This is a genomic window from Pseudomonas gessardii (genome assembly GCF_001983165.1).
GTDB classification, from domain to species: domain Bacteria; phylum Pseudomonadota; class Gammaproteobacteria; order Pseudomonadales; family Pseudomonadaceae; genus Aquipseudomonas; species Aquipseudomonas gessardii.
Window position 1 is genome coordinate 1 of sequence record NZ_MNPU01000028.1, and the last position, 17386, is coordinate 17386.

The 17386-nt window shown below is 59.8% G+C and carries 14 protein-coding genes; 6 read left to right on the forward strand and 8 right to left on the reverse strand.

Annotated features, from left to right (window positions below):
• Positions 1-157: 157 nt before the first annotated feature.
• The gene (locus tag BLL38_RS18655; protein WP_076963864.1) at positions 158-3784 is read left to right on the forward strand and encodes a transporter substrate-binding domain-containing protein; all 3627 of its coding nucleotides are present in this window, start codon (positions 158-160) and stop codon (positions 3782-3784) included.
• A 138-nt stretch (positions 3785-3922) separates the two neighbouring features.
• On the opposite strand, the gene BLL38_RS18660 is transcribed toward BLL38_RS18655, so the two are convergent.
• The gene (locus BLL38_RS18660) at positions 3923-4405 is read right to left on the reverse strand and encodes a GAF domain-containing protein (protein ID WP_076963865.1); all 483 of its coding nucleotides are present in this window, start codon (positions 4403-4405) and stop codon (positions 3923-3925) included.
• Complete coding sequence (locus BLL38_RS18665; RefSeq protein ID WP_076963866.1) at positions 4402-5292, reverse strand: ATP-binding protein; 891 nt, start codon at positions 5290-5292, stop codon at positions 4402-4404. Before BLL38_RS18665 ends, BLL38_RS18660 begins: the two co-directional genes overlap by 4 nt.
• A 165-nt stretch (positions 5293-5457) precedes the next feature.
• Here BLL38_RS18665 and BLL38_RS18670 point away from each other — a divergent pair, with 165 nt between their 5' ends.
• On the forward strand, positions 5458-7782 hold the full coding sequence (locus BLL38_RS18670) for a hybrid sensor histidine kinase/response regulator (RefSeq protein WP_076963867.1): 2325 nt from the start codon (positions 5458-5460) through the stop codon (positions 7780-7782).
• Here the strand turns inward: BLL38_RS18670 and BLL38_RS18675 are convergent.
• From BLL38_RS18675 to msrB, 3 genes are all read right to left on the reverse strand, one after another.
• Positions 7766-8227: a MarR family winged helix-turn-helix transcriptional regulator gene (locus BLL38_RS18675; protein WP_065942581.1), complete on the reverse strand. Its 462-nt coding sequence runs from the start codon at positions 8225-8227 to the stop codon at positions 7766-7768. The two genes, BLL38_RS18670 and BLL38_RS18675, sit on opposite strands and share 17 nt — an antisense overlap.
• Entirely contained in the window at positions 8224-8709 is a 486-nt protein-coding gene (locus BLL38_RS18680; RefSeq protein WP_076963868.1) for a glutathione peroxidase, read from the reverse strand. The genes BLL38_RS18675 and BLL38_RS18680 overlap by 4 nt, the downstream gene beginning before the upstream one ends.
• Before the next feature lie 204 nt (positions 8710-8913).
• On the reverse strand, positions 8914-9306 hold the full coding sequence (gene msrB / locus BLL38_RS18690; RefSeq protein ID WP_076963870.1) for a peptide-methionine (R)-S-oxide reductase MsrB: 393 nt from the start codon (positions 9304-9306) through the stop codon (positions 8914-8916).
• A gap of 203 nt (positions 9307-9509) precedes the next feature.
• On the opposite strand from msrB, the gene BLL38_RS18695 reads away from it, so the two are divergent.
• Both BLL38_RS18695 and htpX read left to right on the forward strand, forming a co-directional pair.
• Complete coding sequence (locus BLL38_RS18695) at positions 9510-10721, forward strand: pyridoxal phosphate-dependent aminotransferase (RefSeq protein ID WP_029298044.1); 1212 nt, start codon at positions 9510-9512, stop codon at positions 10719-10721.
• Positions 10722-11034: 313 nt separating this feature from the next.
• Positions 11035-11922 carry a protease HtpX gene (htpX, locus tag BLL38_RS18700; protein ID WP_029298042.1) on the forward strand — a complete coding sequence of 296 codons (888 nt, stop codon included), beginning with the start codon at positions 11035-11037 and terminating at the stop codon, positions 11920-11922.
• A gap of 57 nt (positions 11923-11979) precedes the next feature.
• Here htpX and BLL38_RS18705 read toward each other — a convergent pair whose 3' ends face one another.
• The gene (locus BLL38_RS18705) at positions 11980-12636 is read right to left on the reverse strand and encodes a thiopurine S-methyltransferase (protein ID WP_076963871.1); all 657 of its coding nucleotides are present in this window, start codon (positions 12634-12636) and stop codon (positions 11980-11982) included.
• A 103-nt stretch (positions 12637-12739) separates the two neighbouring features.
• Here BLL38_RS18705 and BLL38_RS18710 point away from each other — a divergent pair, with 103 nt between their 5' ends.
• Entirely contained in the window at positions 12740-13507 is a 768-nt protein-coding gene (locus BLL38_RS18710) for a DODA-type extradiol aromatic ring-opening family dioxygenase (protein WP_076963872.1), read from the forward strand.
• Positions 13508-13601: 94 nt separating this feature from the next.
• Here BLL38_RS18710 and BLL38_RS18715 read toward each other — a convergent pair whose 3' ends face one another.
• Positions 13602-15275: a DEAD/DEAH box helicase gene (locus BLL38_RS18715; RefSeq protein WP_032863027.1), complete on the reverse strand. Its 1674-nt coding sequence runs from the start codon at positions 15273-15275 to the stop codon at positions 13602-13604.
• 422 nt (positions 15276-15697) lie between these two features.
• Between BLL38_RS18715 and BLL38_RS18720 the strand changes: the two genes are divergently transcribed.
• On the forward strand, positions 15698-16489 hold the full coding sequence (locus BLL38_RS18720) for a crotonase/enoyl-CoA hydratase family protein (protein WP_076963909.1): 792 nt from the start codon (positions 15698-15700) through the stop codon (positions 16487-16489).
• A 96-nt stretch (positions 16490-16585) separates the two neighbouring features.
• Here BLL38_RS18720 and BLL38_RS18725 read toward each other — a convergent pair whose 3' ends face one another.
• Positions 16586-17341, reverse strand: coding sequence for a spermidine synthase (locus BLL38_RS18725; protein WP_029298032.1), 756 nt, complete (start codon positions 17339-17341; stop codon positions 16586-16588).
• Positions 17342-17386 lie beyond the last annotated feature (45 nt).

Here is a 17386-nt window from a genome sequence, read left to right on the forward strand (position 1 = left end):
GAAAAGGTAAGATTGTTCACGTCGGGGGCTTAGTTTTTGTTGGTGTGAGAGCTTACATTTTCTAAGATCCTCGACTCCTTTTCCAGCCGGTCAGATTTTTTCTACACCCTTAAATGCGAAGAGCCGCAAAACGCAACGCGTTAGTGTGAGAAACAGGATGCCAAGGCGTTTAAAGGACTATCTAATTATTTTGAGTACCGGGCTGTGCTTGAGTACAGCCGTGCCAGCCACTCAAACCGTTCCAGAACGCTACTCACTGCTGAGTCGTGCCGGCATCGTTCAGTTGGACACTCAACTGACCCCCACGCAGCGCCAATGGCTACAGAACAAACGAGAACTGGTACTGGGAACCTCGACACCCGACTATCCCCCCTTTGACATCACCGCCAGCGGCCATGACTACGAAGGTATTACTGCAGATTACGCGGGAATCCTGGCCAAAGCCCTGGCATTGCCCGTCACGGTGATGCGCTACCCATCACGGGAGGCAGCAATCCAGGCTCTGGAAGACGGGAAAATCGATTTACTGGGTAGCGCCAACGGTTTTGAAGCGAGCAACGCCGACATCGTCCTGTCAACGCCCTACGCGGTCGACCAGCCGGTGCTGGTCACCCGTGACGCAGAAACCCGCTCGCTCAACGACGGGCTGGCGGGCATGCGCTTGAGCCTTGTCTACCATTACCTGCCGTTGAAGGAGGTCGAAGCGCTGTATCCCAATGCGATCATCCAGGTCTATCCGTCTTACTTGAATGCACTGAACGCCGTTGCCTTCGACCAGGCCGACGTGTTCCTCGGCGATACCATTTCCACCCACTACATGATCAACAAGGGGTACCTGAAGAACATCCGCATGGCCAATTTCGGCAAACACGAAGCGTACGGCTTCAGCTTCGCCGTACACCGCGACCAGAAAACCCTACTGGGCATCGTCGACACAGTCCTCGCGGGCATCGGGACCTATGAGCAAGAAAACATCGCCAAACGTTGGAGTGCAGGCAGCGCTATCCTGCTGACCGACCACAAGTTGCAGTTGAGCCAACGTGAAGAACGCTGGCTCAAGGACCATCCGGTGGTGAAAGTGGTCATCAACGAAACCTTCGCCCCCTTGACGTTCGTCGATTCAGACGGCCAGATGCGGGGCATGACCGCCGACCTGCTGGAGTTGATCCGACTACGTACGGGCTTGCGCCTGGAGTTCCAGAACACCCGCAATGTCAGCCAAATGATCGAGCAGGTCGAAAACGGTAGCGCGGACATCATTGCCGCCATCAGCCCCAGCCCCGAACGCGAAGCCAGGCTCAACTTCAGCCGGCCCTACCTGCAGAACTCCTACGTCCTGCTGACGCGCAAGGAGCCTGGAGCGCCCTCAAGCCTTGAGCAACTGGCAGGAAAGAAACTGGCGATCACCGAAGGCAACCCCTTGGTGGATTATCTGCGCCGGAATTTTTCGCAGATCACCCTGGTGCAGGCCAGCGATACCTTCAAGGCCTCGGAAATGCTGGCCCAGGGGCATGTAGACGGCGCAGTCAACTCTTTGGTGGTCGCCAACTATTTCCTCTCATCACACTTTTTCCAAGGCCAATTGCAGATCAGTTCAAGTATCGGCACGCAACTGGCTTCTTTTTCCCTGGCGACATCACGCAGCGCCCCCGAACTGGCCTCCATTCTTGACAAGGCCCTGCTCAGCATCGCGCCCGATGAGCTTGGCGTTATCAACAACCGCTGGCGTGGCTACACAGCCGCATCCGATAGCTATTGGCGCAACTACCACCGCCTGATCATCCAGATCATCAGCGCCGCCGGGCTATTGCTGCTCACTTCACTGGCCTGGAACGGCTATATGCGCAGGCAGATCAAGCATCGGCAGATGGCAGAGCGGGCCCTCAGCGATCAATACGAATTCATGCGCGCCCTGGTCAATGAAACCCCTCACCCGATCTACGTGCGTGATCGCAACGGTTTGCTGCAGACCTGCAATGACAGTTACTTGCAGGTCTTCGGCGTCAAGCGCGAGGAGGTCATTGGCAAGAGTGTCATGCAGATCAACTTCGCGGACGAAGCCCAGGCCAGCCAGTACCATACCGACTATCTGCGGGTGGTGGCCGAAGGCAAGCCACTGATCCTCGACCGTGCCCTGCATATTCAGGGGCCGCAATTGACGATCTATCACTGGATCCTGCCGTACCGTGACTCGGTCGGTAAGGTCCAGGGCATCATCGGCGGCTGGATCGACATCAGCGAGCGCCGCCAACTGTTCGATGACCTGTGCGCCGCCAAGGACCGCGCTGATGAGGCCAACCGAGCGAAAAGCACGTTCCTGGCGACCATGAGCCATGAGATCCGCACCCCCATGAACGCAGTGATCGGCATGCTGGAGTTGACCCTCAAGCGTGCCGATCATGGGCACCTGGATCGTCCGGCCATCGAGGTCGCGTACAACTCGGCCAAAGACTTGCTGGAGTTGATTGGCGATATCCTCGACATCGCACGCATCGAGTCGGGCCGCCTGAGCCTGGCGCCGGAACGCGTCAACCTGAGGGAACTGATCGAGTCAGTCGTGCGTGTATTCGATGGCCTGGCCCGCCAGAAGAATCTCAACCTGTTACTGGAGTTCAATCCCGGCGTCGAAGAACGCGACGTGCAGATCGATCCCCTGCGCTTCAAACAGGTCCTGTCCAACCTGGTGAGCAATGCCATCAAGTTCACCGAGCAGGGCGAGGTAAAGATCAAGGTGGATATCCAGCCCACCGGACAGCCACAGCAGATCCAGATGAAACTGGTGGTCGAGGACACCGGTATCGGTATCAGCCGGGACGATCAGCAACGCCTGTTCGAGCCTTTTTCCCAGGCCGACAATTCCGGGCACCTGGCCAGGAGCGGCGCCGGTCTTGGGCTGGTGATCTGCCGGAGCCTGTGCGAGATGATGGGCGGGCAACTGACCCTGAGCAGCGCCCCCAGCGTAGGTACCCAGGCGTTTGTCTCACTGCAGATGACCAGCCTGCCACTGGCCTACCCGCTGATCGAACCCAAGCCCACAACCCTGGATACCGCAGCGGTGCTGAATGTGCTGGTGGTGGACGACCATCCGGCAAACCGCCTGCTTATGTGCCAGCAATTGGGCTTCCTCGGGCATCGTTTTACCGCAGTCCAACATGGTGCAGCGGGCTTCCAGGCCTGGCGCCAGGAACACTTCGACCTGATCATCGCCGACTGCAATATGCCAATCATGAACGGCTATGAACTGGCCCGTTCGATCCGTGAGCAGGAGCAACGGGAAAATATGACACCCTGCATCATCCTGGGCTTCACCGCCAATGCCCAGCCAGAGGAAAAACAGCGCTGTCGGGATGCGGGCATGAATGACTGCCTGTTCAAGCCCATCAGCCTTACGACGCTGGAACGCCACCTGGCCGAGATCATCCCGCTGTCGCCAGCGCGGATTTTCGATCTCGAAAGCCTGAACGCCCTCACCGGCGGTGATCCACTGTTAAGCCAGCGTCTATTGGAGGAGCTGTTGAGTAGCAGCCGTCGTGATCGCGAGGAACTCATGGCATTGCTCGTGCAAGGCGCTCACCAGGACCTGATCGACCAGGCCCACAAGATCAAGGGCGCGGCCAGGATCGTCCAGGCCCGCGTATTGGCCGAGCAATGTGAGGTCCTGGAACAGGCTGGCGAGGATACTGACCAGGAGCAGGTCGACACCTGGGTCAAGGCCATCGAGAAAGCCATGCTCGACCTTGAGCAGGTGCTGCAACAACAGTTGGACAGCCTGCCACCACACTGATTGAACGCTCACCCACTGTAGGAGCGAGCTTGCTCGCGAAGGACGTCAACGATAACCCAGGCTTGCTGAATAAACGCGGCGTTATCAAGCTCTTCGCGAGCAAGCTCGCTCCTACCAAAAGGCTTAAGCGCGCTTCTCTCAGCAAGCAGTCAACCGCAGGAAAATCGCGGCCAGCCGCTCAATCCCCACCTGATCCTCAGAACTGAAACGCGCCAGTTTCGGGCTATCCAGATCCAGTACCCCAATCAACCTCCCATCCTTGACCAGCGGCACCACCAACTCGCTATTGGAAGCACTGTCGCAAGCAATATGCCCGGCAAACGCATGCACATCCTCCACCCGCTGGGTTTGCCGCGAAGCCGCCGCCGCACCACATACACCTCGGCCAAACGGAATCCGCACACAGGCGATCTGCCCCTGGAACGGTCCAAGCACCAGTTCTTCATCACGATTGAGATAGAAACCAGCCCAGTTCAAGTCATCGAGCTGGTTGAACAGGAACGCGGAAAACTGCGCCGCATTGGCAATAAAGTCGCGCTCATCGGCCAGCAGCGACTCCAACTGTGCGCAAAGCATGGCGTACCCATCAAGGCCGCTGCCCGCCTGTTGCAAGTCGATCATGGCTGACGCTCCAGCAATTTAAGTCCCACCCAGTAACGGGCAAATTGATAGGCACAGCGGCCATTGCGATTGCCCCGGCCGGTAGCCCAGCGCACGGCAAGGATGTCGAGGGCCTCATCGCGCTGCCACTGCAGACCCGCTTTGCTCGCCAGCTCGCCGATCCAGTGCTCCACCACATCCAGGAAATGCTCCTGGGTGAACGGGTAGAACGACAACCACAAGCCAAAACGGTCAGACAAGGCAATCTTGTCTTCCACCGCCTCACTGGGGTGCAACTCACCGTCCACACGTTTCCAGTTGTCGTTGTCGCTCTGGTTTTCCGGCACCAGGTGACGACGGTTGGACGTGGCATACAGCAGCACGTTTTCCGGGGCCTGCTCCAGCGAGCCGTCCAGCACGCTCTTGAGCACACGATAATCGCCTTCGCCGGCCTCAAACGACAGGTCGTCGCAGAACAGGATAAAACGCTGCGGCAGCTCGAGCAGTTGCTCGACCACACGCGGCAGGTCGGCCAGGTGGTCACGTTCGATTTCAATCAGGCGCAAGCCGGCCTTGGCATGCTGGGCCAGCAAGGCGCGGACCATGGACGATTTGCCAGTGCCACGCGAGCCCCAGAGCAATGCATGGTTGGCAGGCAGGCCATCGATAAACTGCTGGGTATTGCGTGCCAATTGCTCGCGCTGCTTGTCGACACCGATCAGGTCGGACAGACGCATATCCAGGCTGACCTCCAGCGGCATCAAAAACCCGCTGCGGCCCTCGCGCTGCCAGCGGGCCGCCAGGCAGTGGTTCCAGTCAATGACCTCGCGAGGCGCTGGCAACAGGGGTTCCAGACGAGCGAGCACCGCATCGGCCCGTTCAAGAAAGGCATTCAATCGAGAATCCATGACTATTCCTGTGGCAAGTTCTTGTAAAAAATGGCGTATTGGCAACCCTGACGCAGTTGCCAGACAGCTGCACCTGAAAAACCATTCATACCGGGCAAGGCTGACGCTGAGGATGTTCAGCTATGCTTGCCGGGCGAAGGGAAACGTAAAGTGGTTCAGCACCCAATGGATATCAAGTTCGCCCACCGCTTGTCTTATAAACAAGCCAGACTGACTGTGCTGGTCGGTTTCGTCTTGGGAACCTTGCTCAGCCTGATCCAAATCGGCATTGATTATGCCAGCGAAGACACGTCCATCAACCGTGAAATACATGCGCTGCTTGAAATCAGTCACAACCCTGCCTCACGTATCGCCTACAACATCGACGCCGAACTGGCCCAGGAACTGACCTTGGGCCTGCTGCACTCCCCCGCCATCATCCGGGCACAGTTGGTCGACAACAATGGCCTGGTGCTGGCTGACGTTGGCCGCTCCCGCAAGGAGAGCCCCTACCGCCCTGTCAGCGATTTTTTGTTCGGCGCCAACCGCCAGTTCGAAGACCGCCTCTACCTTGCGCACATGCCCGATGAATCACTGGGCGTCTTGCGCCTTGACGTCGATACCTATGCATTTGGCAGCCGTTTCCTGCGCCGTGCAGAGATCACGCTGCTTAATGGCTTTGCCCGCAGCCTGATCCTGAGCGCCATCCTGCTGGGCCTGTTCTATGTGATGCTGACCCAGCCGTTGATCCGGATCATCCGCGAACTGAGCACCCGCAACCCTGCCAATGCGCCCCTGACTCGCCTGGATTGCCCGCCCGGGCACGAACACGACGAGATCGGCGTGCTGGTCAACGTCACCAACCAGCAGTTCGAGAATATGGAGACCGAGATCCAGCAACGGCGCCACGCAGAGGACCGCCTGACCGATTACCTTGGCCAGTTGGAGAGCATTGTTTCGAGCCGTACCACCGAACTCAAGGCGATCAACCAGCGGCTGAGCCAATCCAACGAAGAACTGGAAGCCTCGAAAATGACCGCCTTGGGCATGGCCCAGGCACGCGCGGCCTTCCTAGCCAACATGAGCCATGAAATCCGCACCCCGCTCAATGGCCTGCTCGGCATGATTGCCCTGTCCCTGGACAGCGCGTTGAATGCCGAGCAGCGCCAACAATTGTCGATTGCCCATGACTCCGGCAAAGTCCTGGTGGAACTGCTCAACGATATTCTCGACCTGTCCAAGTTCGATGCCGGGCAACTGGAACTGGAGAGCATTCCCTTCGACCTCGGCTCCCTGGTGGAAGATACTGCCAACCTGTTGTCGCAAAACGCCGCGCCCAGCGTGGAATTGACCTGCCTGATCGATCCGCAGTTTCCTGCCCAGATCGTGGGTGATCCGACGCGGGTCCGGCAGATTGTCAGCAACCTGTTGTCCAATGCCTTGAAGTTCACCCGTTTCGGCCGCGTCGATGTACGCCTCAGTGCGCACCCCAATGGCGTGCGGATCGAAGTGTGCGACACCGGGATCGGCATTGCCCAGGAGGCCCAGGCGCTGATTTTCAACCCCTTCACCCAGGCGGGCGCCGGCATTACCCGCCAATTTGGCGGGACCGGCCTGGGCCTGGCACTGACCCACAACCTTTGCGAGGCCATGCGCGGCCGGCTGACCATCAGCTCGGAAACCGGCTTCGGCAGCCAGTTCTGTGCCGAACTGCCACTGCCCGCCCACACACCGGCGGCGCGGCTGGGGCCGTTGAAGGGCGAGGTTGCTGTCATCACCGGGGCCAGCAGTGGCCTGGCAGAACTGCTGCTCACCCTGCTACCGCACTGGGGACTGACGCCGTACTACAAAACGATCGACGATGACTTGAGTGGCCTGGCACCCGACATCCTGATCACCGATTGCCCCGAATGCCTGTTCCGCCTGCGCCCGACCGTCAGCGCACCGATCCTGCTGGTCACCGCCTACGGCAACTTCATGCCCAGCGAAGAAGTGGTCGCCCTGGCCCCCTTGCAACAGCAGGCACGCCCACTGAGTCGCGCCGCGCTGTATCAGGTGCTGCACCGTACCCTGCGCGCCGACAGCGAAATCGTCCTCGACCTTGTCCAGTTGGAAACCAGCCCGGTTGCGCATCGCGCGCGCATCCTTCTGGTAGAGGACAATCTGGTCAATCAACTGGTGGCCAAGGGCATGCTCGGCAAGCTCGGCTGCGAGGTCGTTGTAGCGGCCCATGGCGCAGAGGCACTGAAACAGTTGGAAGAACAACGTTTCGATATGGTGCTGATGGACTGCAACATGCCGGTCATGGATGGCTACGAGGCGAGCCGGCAGATCCGCCGCAGCGGGCGCTGGCCAGAGCTGCCGATTGTCGCGCTGACTGCCAATGCCCTGGCCGAAGAGCGCGAACGCTGCCGGGCAGCCGGCATGAACGACTACCTGGCCAAGCCCTTTCGCCGCGAAGAGCTCAACGCCCTGCTCGACCTCTGGGTGCCGACTACGACAACCCTCTGACCTGCTGGAGCAACTGGTCCAGGCCCTGACGCAAGACGTCGGCCTGGCCCAGATCGACTCCGCTGTCACACAGCAGGCGGGCCTTCAGTGGCTGGACGCGCTCACGCAACGCCTGGCCCGCGTCGGTAAGACGCAGGTGCACTTCACGCTCATCGACCGCGCTACGACGGCGCGTGATCAGCGCCAGGTGTTCCAGGCGCTTGAGCAGCGGCGTCAACGTGCCGGAATCAAGCAGCAAGCGCTCCCCCAGCGCCTTGAGCGTCGGCTGGAGCGGCGCGGCGGTGTGCCACTCCCACAACACCAACATGACCAGGTATTGCGGATACGTCAGGCCCAACTGATCAAGCATGGGTTTATAGGCCCGTGTCACCGCCCGAGAGGCGGCGTAGAGCTTGAAACACAGCTGGTCATCCAGGGCCAGGGATGTGGCAGGCAAGTCCGTCATTTGAGCAGCGCTTCGATCTCTTGAGTCAGTTCCTGGGGTTTGGTGGTCGGGGCAAAACGCTTGACCACCTGACCGTCGCGGCCGATCAGGAACTTGGTGAAGTTCCACTTGATGCCCTTGGAACCCAGCAGCCCCGGCGCCCGCTGTTTCAATTGCACAAACAGCGGGTGGGCCTCGCCACCGTTGACATCAACCTTCTTGAACAAGGGAAAGCTGACGCCGAAATTCAGCTCGCAAAACTCGGAAATGGCCCCCTCGTTGCCCGGTTCCTGCTTGCCGAACTGGTTGCACGGAAAACCCAAGACCACCAGCCCCTGGTCCTTGTACTGCTGCCAGAGCTGTTCAAGGCCTTTGTACTGCGGGGTGAACCCGCATTTGCTGGCGGTGTTGACCACGAGGATCGCCTTGCCGGCGTAGTCCGCCAGGGTCTTTTGCTCGCCCTTGATGGTGGTGCAGGGGATGGTCAGCAGGCTTTCACTCATGACAAGGCCTCAAGAAGTAGAGAAGATAAACATAGCGAACAATTCAATTGCACACAATATAATTGGCCAAACTGATACCCCAACATTCTCCCTGTAGGAGCGGGCCTGCCCGCGAAAAACGCCCAGACGCCGCGTTCACCCAGGCAACCCGCGTCATCGTTAACGATCTTCGCGGGCAAGCCCGCTCCTACACAACGCGTGGTTTCAGCGGGGAACCAGGTCCAGGCACACCGAGTTGATGCAATAGCGCAAGCCGGTCGGTGGCGGTCCATCAGGGAACACATGGCCCAGATGCGCATCGCACTTGGCACAGGTCACTTCGGTGCGAATCATCCCGTGGCTCACATCGCGAATCTCGATCATCGCGCTATCGGCAATCGGCTCATAGAAACTGGGCCAGCCACAACCGGCATCGAACTTGGTACTGGAGTCGAACAACGGCTCATTGCAGCAGATGCAGTGGTACACACCGTCTGTGGTGGTGGCGTTGTACTTGCCGGAAAACGGCCGCTCGGTGCCCTTGAGGCGACACACTTGATACTGCGCCGGGTCAAGCATTTCCCGCCATTCATCCAGGGTTTTATCCAACTTTTCCATCAATACACCTCGACAACTGAAAAAGCCTGATCTGTGTCTTTTCCATGGATCAGGCGGCACGTATGATTGCGCCTCTTCAAAGCGCCAGTCTGGCACCCGCGTTATCGGCATTCAAACGTATTTATGGGTCAAGCCAAACGCCGGATTCCCAGCACGGTAGTCTTCACATCGTCTGGATCGTTCATTTTCAGGATCACATCGCCATGCAGGTCAGCAAATCGAACAAGCTCGCCAACGTCTGCTACGACATTCGCGGCCCAGTGCTCAAGCACGCCAAACGCCTGGAAGAGGAAGGCCATCGCATCCTCAAGCTGAACATTGGCAACCCGGCGCCCTTTGGTTTCGAAGCGCCGGACGAAATCCTCCAGGACGTGATCCGCAACTTGCCCACCGCCCAGGGCTACAGCGACTCCAAAGGCTTGTTCAGCGCACGCAAGGCGGTGATGCAGTACTACCAGCAAAAACAGGTGGAAGGTGTCGGCATCGAGGACATCTACCTGGGCAACGGCGTCTCCGAGCTGATCGTGATGGCCATGCAGGCCTTGCTCAACAACGGCGACGAAGTGCTGGTGCCGGCGCCTGACTACCCGCTGTGGACCGCCGCCGTCACCCTGGCCGGCGGTCACCCGGTGCACTACTTGTGCGACGAGCAAGCCAACTGGTGGCCGGACCTGGCCGATATCAAGGCCAAGATCACGCCCAACACCAAGGCACTGGTCATCATCAACCCGAACAACCCGACCGGCGCGGTGTACTCCAAGGAAGTGCTGCTGGGCATGCTGGAACTGGCGCGCCAGCACAATCTGGTGGTGTTCTCCGACGAGATCTACGACAAGATCCTCTATGACGATGCCGTGCATATCTGCACCGCCTCCCTGGCCCCGGACCTGCTGTGCCTGACGTTCAACGGCCTGTCCAAGTCCTACCGGGTGGCGGGTTTCCGCTCCGGCTGGGTGGCCATCTCCGGCCCCAAGCACAATGCCCAGAGCTACATCGAAGGCATCGACATGCTGGCCAATATGCGCCTGTGCGCCAACGTACCCAGCCAGCACGCGATCCAGACCGCGCTGGGCGGCTACCAGAGCATCAACGACCTGGTGCTGCCAGCCGGCCGCCTGCTGGAACAGCGCAACCGCACCTGGGAGTTGCTCAACGATATTCCCGGCGTCAGTTGTGTCAAACCCATGGGCGCCTTGTACGCGTTCCCACGGATCGACCCGAAAGTCTGCCCGATCCACAACGACGAGAAGTTCGTCCTCGACCTGCTGCTGTCAGAAAAGCTGCTGGTGGTGCAAGGCACCGCGTTCAACTGGCCGTGGCCTGATCACTTCCGCGTGGTGACCTTGCCGCGTGTGGATGACCTGGATATGGCCATAGGCCGCATCGGCAACTTCCTGAAGTCCTATCGCCAGTAACCTGCTTTCGCTGTGCGACCCGACACAGGTCGTACAGCGAGTATCTGGCAACACATCTGTGCCCACGCCAGGCAGAAACACCTTCTTGCCCCGCCCCATGCCCTATCTACTCTGTAGCCCCCAACAATCACGGGGCCCCAAGGCTGCCGAACGGGAATTTCCCTCGACATTCAGAGTCAGAAAAAACCTTCAAGGCTCTACATTCAAGCTGTAGGACACAGTTTGAAATAGTCGCCCGGTTGAATAGCCCAGTGCCGCACCTTATATACCCCGCAGTAAGCGACATATTAAGCATGAGGAGAATTCTACAACCATGATGCGCATCCTGCTGTTCTTGGCCACTAACCTGGCGGTCGTGCTGATTGCCAGCATCACCCTGAGCCTTTTCGGCTTCAACGGGTTCATGGCGGCCAACGGGGTTGATCTGAACCTCAATCAGCTGCTGGTTTTCTGTGCCGTCTTTGGTTTTGCCGGCTCGATCTTCTCGCTGTTCATCTCCAAGTGGATGGCGAAGATGAGCACCAGCACCCAGATCATCACCCAGCCGCGCACCCGGCATGAGCAATGGCTGCTGCAGACCGTCGAGCAACTGTCCCGCGAAGCCGGGATCAAGATGCCCGAAGTCGGGATCTTCCCGGCCTACGAGGCCAACGCCTTTGCCACCGGCTGGAACAAGAACGATGCTCTTGTTGCCGTCAGCCAGGGTTTGCTGGAGCGTTTCTCGCCCGACGAAGTGAAGGCCGTGCTGGCCCACGAGATCGGCCACGTCGCCAACGGTGACATGGTGACCCTGGCACTGGTCCAGGGCGTGGTGAACACCTTCGTGATGTTCTTCGCGCGGATCATCGGCAACTTTGTCGACAAGGTGATCTTCAAGAACGAAGGCGGCCAGGGTATCGCCTACTACGTGGCGACGATCTTTGCCGAACTGGTCCTGGGCTTCCTCGCCAGCTCCATCGTGATGTGGTTCTCGCGCAAACGCGAATTCCGCGCCGACGAAGCCGGCGCCCAGTTGGCCGGTACTGCCGCCATGATCGGCGCCCTGCAACGCCTGCGCTCCGAACAGGGCCTGCCGGTGCATATGCCTGACACCCTGAATGCCTTCGGCATCAACGGTGGCGTCAAGCAAGGCCTGGCGCGGATGTTCATGAGCCACCCGCCGCTGGAAGAGCGGATCGACGCACTGCGTCGTCGCGGCTGACAGCCAAGCTGGTCAAAAAGGGGCGATTGAATCGCCCCTTTTTTGTGCTCGCGTGTTTTACCGCCCCGCCAGTTGGTAAACCCGCTCCTCCAGCCGCGTGACGCCATCCTGGGCGAACTTCGGGCTCTCGGCCAGGATATCCCGCTGCTCCAGGACACTCAGGCGCCAGCGCACTCCCAACAGCCCCCGAACCTCATCGTCGCTCACTGCAAACGGCGGCCCTGCCTTCAGGGCCTGCTCATAATCAAGGCTGATCAACAGGCCATCCTGCACCTGAGGTGCAATCGCCTGCAAATGCGCGACATAACGCTCACGCATCGGCGGCGGCAAGGCTATTAGCGCCGCACGATCGTACAGTGCGGTGCATCCCGCCACATCGGCGCGACGCAATTGGAAGAAATCACCGCACCACAACTCGATAGCGTCCGCCTGATAAACCTTGAAGTTTCCCCGCTGGCTGACTTGCGCAGTCAGGTGTTGCTCCTGGAAGAACTCTTCAACGGCCTTTTCCGACAATTCCACACCCAGGACCCGATACCCCTGTTCCGCCAGCCACACCATGTCCAGGCTTTTGCCACACAGCGGCACCAACACCCTGGCCCCACTGGCCAACCCCAAGCCCGGCCAGTGTCGCTGCAAATAGGGATTGACCCCTGGGAGATGAAAGCCGATCTGATTGCGTGCCCAGCGGTCATGCCAAAAAGTGGAATCCATGAATACCCCTGAAAACTTGATCAAATAGCGCTAAAACTTATATTAGATTTAGATCAATGATCTGATTGAAGATGGTCCTATCTTAACCTTGAGGGCCCTGCTCATGCTCCCCAGCCTGTTTATTTCCCACGGCTCACCCATGCTTGCCCTGCAACCCGGCGCCAGCGGCCCGGCACTTCAGCGCCTGGCCGCTGACTTGCCACGCCCCAGGGCAATCGTGGTGATGTCCGCGCACTGGGAAAGTCGCGAGCTACTGGTCAGTGGCAGCCCTGCCCCAGAAACCTGGCACGACTTCGGCGGCTTCCCCCGCGAACTGTTTGCGGTGCAATATCCAGCGCCCGGCGACCCAGCACTGGCGCAACAGATCGTCGAACTACTCGCAGCCAATGGCTTGCCAGCCCGCCTCGACAACCAGCGCCCGTTTGACCATGGCACCTGGGTGCCGCTGTCGCTGATGTACCCGGCGGCCGATATCCCAGTGGTACAGGTCTCGCTACCTAGCCATATGGGCCCCGCGTTGCAAACCCGGATCGGGCAGGCACTGCGCAGTTTGCGTGAACAAGGCGTGCTGTTGATCGGCTCGGGCAGCATCACTCATAACCTCGGTGAACTGGATTGGCGAGCCGGGCCGCAAAGCATTGAGCCCTGGGCGGGGGACTTTCGCGATTGGGTGGTCGACAAACTGTCGGCACAGGATGAGACCGCGCTGCACGACTACCGCAAGCAAGCGCCTTATGCGGAGCGCAGCCACCCCAGCGATGAGCACTTGTTACCGTTGTATTTCGCGCGCGGGGCCGGAGGCGAGTTCAGTATCGCGCACCAAGGCTTCACCCTGGGCGCATTGGGGATGGACATCTACCGCTTCGGATAACACCGGGCCTACAGTCCGAGCTCAAATCCCAGGCAAAAAAATCCCCGAACCAGTCGGGGATTTTTTATGTTCGATCAATCAACCCTAAGGTCGATCAATCTTCGCGATAGCGACGCAGCTTGAGCTGCTTGCCGGCAACGCGGGTGTCCTTCAGCTTGGCCAGCAACTTCTCCAGGCCATCTTCCGGCAGCTCCACCAGGGAGAAGCTGTCACGCACCTGGATACGACCGATCGCTTCACGTGCCAGGCCACCCTCGTTGAGGATAGCGCCCAGCAGGTTCTTGGCGGCGATGCCGTCACGTGCGCCCAGCGCGGTACGGCAACGAGCACGGCCTTCAGCCAATGCAACCGGAGCACGACGCTCACGATCACCACGGTCCGGACGGTCGCCGGTACGCTCTGGACGATCACCGCGTGGCGCGTTGTTCGGCACCAGTGGACGTTCTTTCTCGATCGCAGCCAGGGTCAGGGCCTGACCGTTGGTAGCCTTGCGCAGCAGGGCTGCAGCCAGGGCACGCGGGGTGCAACCGATATCGGCAGTCAGGCGGTCCAGCAGATCACCGTGGGTCGATTCAGCGTCAGCCACCAGCGGCGACAGACTGTTGGTCAGTTTCTTGATGCGCGCATCGAGAACAGCCTGGGCATCCGGCAAGCGGACTTCGGCAACTTTCTGACCGGTTACACGCTCGATCACTTGCAGCATGCGGCGCTCACGCGGAGTCACCAGCAGCAATGCACGACCTTCGCGACCCGCACGGCCGGTACGGCCGATACGGTGAACGTAGGACTCTGGGTCGTACGGCATGTCAACGTTGAACACGTGGGTGATACGTGGAACGTCGAGGCCACGAGCAGCAACGTCGGTCGCTACAACGATGTCCAGACGGCCATCCTTGAGGGAGTCGATCACGCGCTCACGCTGGTTCTGGGCGATGTCACCGTTCAGCGCAGCGGCCTTGTAGCCTTTGGCTTCCAGGGCACTGGCCAGGTCCAGGGTCGCTTGCTTGGTACGCACGAACATGATCAGGGCGTCGAAGTCTTCGACTTCCAGCAGGCTCAATACAGCCGAGGTCTTCTGGTCAGCGTGAACCAACAGGTGAGCCTGTTCGATCGCGGTAACGGTCTGGGTCTTGGTCTGGATCTTCACGTGTTGCGGATCGCGCAGATGGCGTTCGGCAATGGCACGGATCGACTGCGGCAGGGTGGCCGAGAACAATACGGTCTGACGGGTCGGTGGCAGCGCCTTGAAGATGACTTCCAGGTCATCCATGAAGCCCAGCTTCAACATTTCGTCAGCTTCGTCGAGAACCAGGTGGTTCACGGTCGACAGCACTTTCTCGTCACGACGCAGGTGGTCGCACAGACGGCCCGGAGTGGCGACAACGATCTGTGCGCCATTACGGATGGCTTTCAGTTGTGGGCCCATAGGCGCGCCGCCGTAAACGGCCACAACGGTAACGCCCGGCATTTGCTTGGCGTAGGTTTCGAAAGCGGTTGCTACTTGCAGCGCCAACTCACGGGTTGGCGCCAGGATCAGGGCTTGCGGCTCGCGCTTGGCAGGATCGATGCAATGCAGGATAGGCAGGGCGAACGCGGCGGTTTTACCGGTACCGGTTTGCGCCTGGCCAATCATGTCCTGGCCGGCCATGATGATCGGGATCGATTGCTGCTGAATAGCCGAAGGTTCTTCGTAGCCAGTCGCGATGACGGCAGCAAGAATGTTCGGGTTAAGATTAAAAGCGGCGAAGCCGCCGGTTTCCTGGGTCATGGGTCTGCCTCTAAGTGCATCCGCAAAGACCCATGCTCCAAAGCTGCGCATGCCGTGTTGAGACTCAAGAGTCGCCCTGGCTGCTTTGTCGGCGGGGATTTGCGAAAACGAATGAATGAAAAAGATTCGTCAAGGAAGAGTCCGCTGTGCGGACGTGCAGCCGAAGCTGACTTCGGGGAATTGCGCTACCTAAACGCGGCCCGGTTAAAGGCCGGCGCGCACTATACCGGAAATCCCTGAAAAAGGGAGCTTTTTTTATCGGAAAAGGCCATTCAACTGCTCTGTGTCACAGGCTTTGCGCATCCTTGCAGGAACGTCTATTTTTCAAAGGCCCGGCCCTGTTGGTCATTGCGCTTAAACGCTTCACCTTTTGCAGCGGGCCCTTCGGTCCGAAACTGCCTTTCGCGCCCGAGGATCCACCCATGAAACAAGCCAGCAGCAGCCGCGTCAGCCGTGAACTACAAGGGCATATCCTGCTGCTGGGACTTGATCGGGTCGCCAAGCGCAACGCTTTTGACCTCGACTTGCTCAACGAACTGAGCCTGGCCTATGGCGAGTTCGATCGCAATGAAGAAGCACGCGTGGCCGTGGTGTTCGGGCATGGCGACCACTTCACCGCCGGGCTGGATCTGATCAACGTCGCCCACACCATGGCGCAAGGCTGGCAACCGCCGCTGGGAGGCTGCGACCCATGGGGCGTGTTCGCCGGGCCCAGGGTCAGCAAACCAGTGATCGTTGCCGCGCAGGGCTATTGCCTGACCATCGGAATCGAATTGATGCTCGCGGCGGACATCAACCTGTGCGCCAGCAATACGCGCTTTGCGCAGATGGAAGTACAGCGTGGGATCTTTCCTTTTGGCGGCGCCACCCTGCGCCTGCATCAGATCGCTGGCTGGGGCAACGCCATGCGCTGGTTGCTGACGGGCGATGAGTTCGATGCCCATGAAGCGCTGCGACTGGGGCTGGTGCAAGAGGTCATGGCCAGCGAAGACCTGCTGCCCCGGGCGCTGGCCCTGGCCAACCGGATTGCCAGCCAGGCACCGCTGGGCGTGCAGGCGACTTTGACATCGGCACGACAGGCGCGGGATGAAGGCGAGACTGCGGCGGCGACCGGGTTGCCGGTGCTGGTCGAGAAACTGCTTAACAGCGAGGATGCTAAGGAAGGGGTGCGGGCGATGCTGGAGAAGCGGCCGGGGGTGTTCAAAGGTTTGTAAGCAGTCAGTGATGGCCTCATCGCGGGCAAGCCCGCTCCCACATTTGACCGCATACACCTGTGGGCGGGCTTGCCCGCGATGGGCCAGTACAGACACCTACGTCGCCGGCCGAACAGCCTTGATCAACGCCTGCAACGAATACCCCAGGCGCGGCGCCAGCGCCTCGGCCCGCGCAGAAACCGCCGCCAGGTCCAGCGTCTGGTCCAGGTCCGCCGGCACCAGCAGGATCACGTTGCCCTCCTTCACCGGCAACTCCCAGTAATGCCGATGATAAAGCCCGCGCAACAGTGCAGCACCCAGCGGCTTGCCATCATCGGTGGCCCACTGGTTGATCACCAGCCAGCCACCGGGGTTGAGTTTCTTCTGGCAATTTTCCAGGAAGGTCCAGGCCAGATGGCCAACCCCCGGCCCGACATCGGTGTACAGGTCGACGAAAATCAGGTCCGCCGGCTCCGCAGTCTCCAGCAACTCCAGTGCATCACCCACGCGGATGTACAAGCGCGGATCATCATCGAGCCCTAAATATTCGATAGCCAGGCGCGGCACGTCCGGGCGCAACTCAATGGCCTCGACATCTTCCAGGGGCAGGAATTTAAGGCAAGCCTGGGTCAGGGTCCCGGCACCCAGGCCGAGGAACAGCGCACTTTCGGGCTGCTCATGGCACAGGGCACCAATCAACATGGCACGGGTGTAGTCATACTCCAGCCAGCTCGGATCGGCAGTAAACACACAGCTCTGCTCGATGGCATCGCCAAACTCAAGAAAGCGGTAATCGGCCACTTCCAGCACACGGATCATGCCGAAGTCGTCATGGACCTCAGCCAACAGGCGCTCGACGCGCTCCTCAGTCATTTCATCTCCTAACGGGCCCGGGCACGGGTTCAAGCCGCCTGGTAC